A 6,549-nucleotide genomic window follows, 5' to 3' on the forward strand; every position below is an offset into this window, starting at 1 on the left:
TTAAAAATATTATGTTAAAAAAAATCCCGAACAGGTCGGGATTTTTTGATGCGGTTATTATTTTTTTGTTAAGCTATTTTCTTTCATAAGGTATTTTTTTGATCGGCAGCCTGTGGCAACCAGAGGCGAAAACTTATCTTCAATGAGACACTTTGCAAAATGTCTTCGCTATTTAATCTGCAAATATACGAATTTTAGCCGAATATTCAATAATTAAAACAACAAGCGCACCTAAATATGGCTTGTTTACGGTTTACAGCAGGATGAAAAGCCAAACATTTCTTCCCTTAAAACAAAAAATCCCGAACAAGTCGGGATTAATTTTTATGCTGCTTTTAGCTTTTTGAAATCTGCCTTTTCGAATTTTTCGATGGCATAATCCAGGGTAATGTGCAGTTCTTTTACATGTTCATCTGATGGCGTGTCGTACATGGCATCGAGCATGATCGCTTCGCAAATGGAACGCAATCCCCTTGCCCCCAGTTTGTACTCCATAGCCTTCCCTACAATAAAATCGAGCACTTCTTCATCGAAGATCAATTTTACGTTTTCGTAGTCGAACAACTTGGTGTATTGCTTAATCAACGAGTTTTTGGGCTCGGTTAAGATGTTGCGCAAGGCTTCAATATCCAATGGGTTCAGGTGGGTTAGCACCGGCACACGGCCAATCAATTCTGGAATAAGGCCAAAAGCCTTCAAATCTTGCGGCGTAATGTATTTGTACAGGTTTTTCAGGTCCAAATCCTGATCGTCTTTCTTCACCTTGTAACCTACGGCCTGGGTACGCAAGCGATTGGCAATTTTACGTTCAATGCCATCAAAAGCGCCTCCGCAGATAAACAGGATATTATTGGTGTTTACCGGGATCATTTTTTGGTCTGGATGCTTCCTGCCTCCCTGTGGTGGTACATTTACAATGGTACCTTCCAAGATCTTGAGCAAGGCCTGTTGCACGCCTTCTCCCGATACATCGCGGGTAATGGAAGGGTTATCGCTTTTACGGGCAACCTTATCCACCTCGTCGATGTAAACAATGCCCCTTTCGGCGGCAGCCACATCATAATCCGCAGCCTGTAACAGACGGGTTAAAATGCTTTCCACATCTTCGCCTACATAACCTGCTTCGGTTAACACGGTTGCATCAACAATGCAGAAAGGCACATGCAGAATTTTGGCAATGGTTTTAGCCAACAGGGTTTTTCCTGTTCCGGTTTCGCCAACCAGCATGATATTCGATTTTTCGATCTCTACTTCATCTTTCTCCAGCTTTTGGCTCAATCTTTTGTAGTGGTTGTACACCGCTACCGAAAGTACTTTTTTAGCATCATCCTGCCCAATTACATACTGGTCGATGTGTGCTTTTATTTCTGCAGGCTTTAACAAGCTAAACGATTCGTCGAAAGCCTTGTTTTTTCTGCTACCCAACTCTTGGGCCAATAAAACATTGGCCTGCGTTACACATTTGTCGCATATATAGGCGTCTATTCCCTCTATCAGCATTAAGGTTTCCTGCTTCGGAGAGTTACAGAAAGAGCAACGGGAGTCTTTATTTTGCTTAGCCATTTTCCTTTAGTTACAGGTTATCGGTTGCAAGTTATGGCAATTGGCCCACAACTTGCAACCCACAACTCTTTTCTTTATTTTGTTGTGCCCAATACTTCATCAATCATACCAAAACCTTTGGCTTCGTCGGCTTTCATCCAGTAATCGCGGTCTGAAGCTTTCTCTACCCACTCGTAGCTTTGGCCAGAATGTGCTGAAATGATGTCGTAAAGTTCTTTTTTCAATTTTAACATTTCTCTCAGGTTGATCTCCATATCTGAAGCAACACCTTGTGCGCCTCCCGATGGCTGGTGGATCATTACCCTCGAATGATTTAACGCTGCGCGCTTGCCTTTAGCGCCCGCCACCAATAATACTGCTCCCATCGAAGCAGCCATGCCGGTACAAATGGTTGCTACATCAGGTGTAATGTACTGCATGGTGTCGTAAATGCCTAATCCGGCATATACCGAGCCTCCTGGCGAGTTGATGTAGATCTGGATATCGCGATTGGCATCTGTAGATTGCAAAAACAACAGCTGCGCCTGGATGATGTTGGCGTTCTGGTCGTAGATGGCATCACCCAAAAAGATGATACGATCCATCATCAAACGCGAGAACACGTCCATTTGGGCTACGTTCAACTGACGCTCTTCGATAATATAAGGCGTCATCGATTTTGGCGAATTATTGGTAGAGGCAATGAATCTGTCAACGTTTAAACCGTTAATTCTATGGTGCTTAACTGCGTATTTTCTGAATTCTTCTTTATCTATTTTCATGTTGTTGCGTTTAGTGTTTGGCCTTAGGCGATTGGGGGCAACCCGCCTTCCAAACTTGATTTATAATTTTAATAAATATTTCTTGAGGTTGGTTAATTTCCGTGCCAATTTATCTAATTCTTCCAGATAATAGGTTAACCGAATGTCGGAAATTAATTTTCTTCTTGCTAATGCCACTAAAATATTTATGTTCGCAGGCGCAACACGATATACAACGTTCAGAAAATGAGTAAATTACAGACCAGAAGCAGAACCAGAACTTCCTGCAATATCATTAGATATGCTAAGAGCAGCCCATTGGACTGCTCTGCAAATCTATATTTCTTAATTGCTGACAATTGGTCAGCCATCTTAAGCAATTGACCGGTAAATTCTATCGATTACTGCCAAACCTAGTGCGATTGAAATTTAATTGTCCATCATCAAATACGACAACGATACCATAAAATGCTATTCGCCTAGCCTTACGCTTGCCTACTTCAACTCGATAAACTTGTTGTAGGCGATTTCTTTTTCGTTTAATGTAGCTACCGATTTGATGTAGTCGAATACTTTCAATGCCTTTACCTCATCGAAAATACGGTTGGCATTTTCTTTTTCCTGCAAGAAGTTGGCCGTATATTGAGCCAATTGGTCTTCTGGCAATGCCTGAGGGCTGTACATTTTGAATTGTGCATCTAAACGGGCCTTGGCCAATTCAAAAACATCCTTGTATTCGATTTTGATATCGTTGTCTTTAATGATTTTGTTTTCGATCAAAGTCCATTTCAGGTTTTTGGCAAAATCTGCATAACCTTGCTCCAATTCTTCGTCAGAAAGCTTTTCGTTGGTGGCTTTTAACCACTTGCGCAAAAACTCGTCTGGCAATTGCATTTTGCTTTGTTCGGTTAACTGGGTATAGATATCGTTTTGCAATTTACGATCTGCATCCTGTTTGAACATGGCCTCCACTTCTTCGGTAATTTTGGCTGTAAATCCGGCTTCGTCACTCACTACACCTGCACCAAATATTTTATCAAAGAACTCTTGGTTTAAATCGGCTTCTTCAAGACGGTTTACGTTTTTAACCGTTACCTTGAATTTCGACTTCAATTCTTTGGCATCTTCTTCGCTGATATTCAACAATTTGGCAATTACAGCTTCGTTGTTGTCGAAAGTTTTTTGGATGTCAATATCTACTACATCGTCTTTCTTTAGACCAACCAAAGATTTCAGGATCTTTTTATCGGTAACCAAGTCTAAGCGGACAGAACCTGTACTGGTAATGCCACCTTCGAAAACCGAACCGTCAGGTGATAGTTGTGTCAATTCTGCATAAAGCACATCACCTTCTGCCGAAACTTCAGGATTTGACATTTTGCCATAGCTTTTGCGGATGTTTTTGATCCGTGCGGCCAAGGTTTCTTCGTCGGCTTTTACGTTGTAGTGTGTAAATTTATCTTTAGAAGTAACTTCAACATCAACTGCTGGAGCCAAACCTAATTCGTATTTGAATTCGAAAGAATCTGTGTTGTCCCATTTGTACTCGGCATCGTCCATAACCGGCAATGGCTGACCCAAAACTTCAACTTGGTTATCGGTAAGGTGCTTAGAGATGTTCTCGTTCAGCATGTTGTTGATTTCTTCAACCAAAATGCTTTTGCCATACATTCTCTTGATGTGGCCAACTGGAACCATTCCTTTGCGGAAGCCTGGAAGGTTAGCTTTTTTAGCTTGCTCTTTGAGGGCTTTTTCTACTCTTGGATTGTAATCTTCAGGCGCAATGGTAATTTTTACTACTGCATTTAAATCGTCAACTTTTTCCTGTGCGATGTTCATTCTATTCTAGATCTGAGTAATGAGATGCGGGATTTAAGGCTTAACACCTGGCCGGCCCACATCGGTTTATGTTTATTTCTTTACCAATTACCTTTTAAAAATAAAACCGTTTCAGAATTACTCGAAACGGTCTTATCTTTTGGTGCGGAAGAAGGGACTCGAACCCCCACGCCGTGAAGCGCCAGATCCTAAGTCTGGTGCGGCTACCAATTACGCCACTTCCGCAGTTATTTAGGATTTATTTTGGATTGCAAAGATAGCGTTTCCCTTTAATTCTCCAAAAAAATATTAGAATTTATTTTAAAAAAATATCCGAAAATACACACCGTAATGCTTTCTTGCGCACCACAACCACACTAACTCAAAGTGAATTAACCGGTTAGCTTAAAAGCCATGGAAAAGAAAAAGACAAATTCTTTAACCGCTGATTGCTCAATCCGGGCCAAAGCACTGGGCAACATCAGTTAATGATGGCTAAAAACCTGCCAACTGTTGCTGGAAATCGAACAGGTATTGCACAGCCTTAACCAGCCTGCTGCCATACCAGGAGAACATTTCGCCATCTACGAGCAAAACCTTAGCCTGGGGCAAGGCTTCCTGCAGTTCTTCTATATGCTTTTCCTTAAATGGGTAGGGTTCTGACGAAAGCAAAATCAGCTGGCAGTTTAAAGTTTGCAGCTCCTCAAGGGTTAAGGCTGGATAGCGGCTTTGGGAGATGGCGTTGCTGAGGCCGATTTTCCTTAAGATATAGTCGATAAAGGTATTGTTGCCCGCCAACATGTAAGGGTCTTTCCAAATGAGGTAGGCTACGTTTTGATTAATGCCTTTGGCAAGGGCCAGCGCCTGGAGGTCGTTGAAACCGGCATTGATGAGGTGGTTGAGGTAGGCCGCTTCGGGTTCGCGGTTAACGAGCTCCCCTATTTGCCTGATGGTGGCCATGGCATCGTCGAGGTTGTAGATATCGCTCATCCAAACCGGAAATTCTTGCATGAGCAACTCGATTTCGGCCTGGGTATTTTCTTCTTTGTTGCCAATGATGAGGTCGGGCTGCAGGCGCTTGATTTCGTCGATACGCAGTTTTTTAGTGCCTCCTACTTTTGCCCTGGCGGCAAATTTTGCTATCGGATGGATGCAGAACTTGGTTACTCCGATTACTTCTTCATCGAGGCCCAAATCGAACAAGAGCTCGGTTTGGGAAGGCACAATAGAAATAATCCGTTTAGGCGGGTAGTTAATGGTCAGTTCGTTGCCCAGCTGATCGACAAAAGTTCTTTGCATGACACAAAGTTAGCTTATTGGTTTGATTAAGGGGTGGTTAAATTTGCTTCTATTGTGAATTGCATTGCCAATTAGGATTTCATCAACTAAGGCGCCTTAACATATTCAGACCACCTCAGACATCCCACGGCGCCTAAGCAGGATGATGGGCACTTTACTTACGAGACCTTGTTCATTGAAACTACCAACTAATCGCATATTTTAAACCACCTGAGACGCCTAAGAGCGTCTAAGTGTGGCGACGGCATTTTAACGTTGCTAATTTTGCGGGAACTTGTTAATTAAAACTGCCAACTGAAATTGGAAATCGGCTACTCGTATTTAAGCGCATCAACAGGTTTGGCCGTAACGGCATTTTTAACTTGGATGCTTACCGTAAGGACAGTGGTAGCGATAGAAACTCCGAAAGCGATTACAAAAGGCAAAACCGGCAGATCAATTCGATAGGCAAAGCCACTAAGCCAATGGTTGACGGCAATATAGATGAAGGGCCACGAAACCACATTGGCAATAACCATGAGCCAAACGTAGTTTTTGTTGAGCAACAGGAACAGTGTCCGATGATCGGCGCCCAAAACCTTTCTAATGGCAATTTCCTTGGTACGTTGCTTGGTTAAAAACGCAGCTAATGCAAACAGACCAATTAGCGAAAGGGAAATAGACAAAAACGAAAATAGCTTCACCATTTCCTTAAAACGTTCGTGTACCACCAGCACCTTGCTCAAATCGTCTTGAATATAGGTATAACTGAACGGGAAAGCCGGATATTGTCGTTTCCAAACCCCGTTGATGGCGGCTAGTACATTTTTTTGTTTTTGCTGATCGAATTTGACAATGTAGTTTACACCTTGGTTCGGGTAGCCTGTGGCATTGTTATTAGCCGCCGTATAAACCGTTGGCAAAATCCTGGTTTCGAAACCGGCCACCTGTATATCCTTAATTATTCCCACAACCTGTGCCGGCAGGCTATCATTCACGTAAATGAACTTGCCGATCATATGGCCTCCATAGGCTTTTTCAAGGCTTTCGTTTAAGATGACCGTGCCTAGGCTATCCCTGTCTCTTATACACATCTAAAAGGGGGGGGGGGGGGGGGGGGGGGGGGGGGGGGGGGGGGGGGGGGGGGGGG

General features: G+C 42.9%; 5 protein-coding genes and 1 tRNA gene. All 6 read right to left on the reverse strand.

Annotated elements, in window-relative coordinates; translation table 11 throughout:
• Positions 1-324: 324 nt before the first annotated feature.
• Positions 325-1,563, reverse strand: a complete 1,239-nt coding sequence (clpX, locus tag JHD69_RS12925; RefSeq protein ID WP_199140760.1) for an ATP-dependent Clp protease ATP-binding subunit ClpX — start codon at positions 1,561-1,563, stop codon at positions 325-327.
• A gap of 74 nt (positions 1,564-1,637) precedes the next feature.
• On the reverse strand, positions 1,638-2,324 hold the full coding sequence (gene clpP / locus JHD69_RS12930) for an ATP-dependent Clp endopeptidase proteolytic subunit ClpP (protein WP_199140761.1): 687 nt from the start codon (positions 2,322-2,324) through the stop codon (positions 1,638-1,640).
• Between the two features lie 474 nt (positions 2,325-2,798).
• A complete protein-coding gene (tig, locus tag JHD69_RS12935; protein WP_199140762.1) occupies positions 2,799-4,142 on the reverse strand; it encodes a trigger factor in 1,344 nt (447 codons plus the stop codon).
• A 140-nt stretch (positions 4,143-4,282) separates the two neighbouring features.
• Positions 4,283-4,367: transfer RNA gene (locus JHD69_RS12940), tRNA-Leu, on the reverse strand.
• 249 nt (positions 4,368-4,616) lie between these two features.
• The gene (locus JHD69_RS12945; RefSeq protein WP_199140763.1) at positions 4,617-5,420 is read right to left on the reverse strand and encodes an ABC transporter substrate-binding protein; all 804 of its coding nucleotides are present in this window, start codon (positions 5,418-5,420) and stop codon (positions 4,617-4,619) included.
• Positions 5,421-5,731: 311 nt separating this feature from the next.
• Positions 5,732-6,493 carry an ABC transporter permease gene (locus JHD69_RS12950; protein ID WP_199140764.1) on the reverse strand — a complete coding sequence of 254 codons (762 nt, stop codon included), beginning with the start codon at positions 6,491-6,493 and terminating at the stop codon, positions 5,732-5,734.
• Positions 6,494-6,549 lie beyond the last annotated feature (56 nt).

Source organism: Pedobacter sp. ASV12, from assembly GCF_016429155.1.
Lineage (GTDB): Bacteria > Bacteroidota > Bacteroidia > Sphingobacteriales > Sphingobacteriaceae > Pedobacter.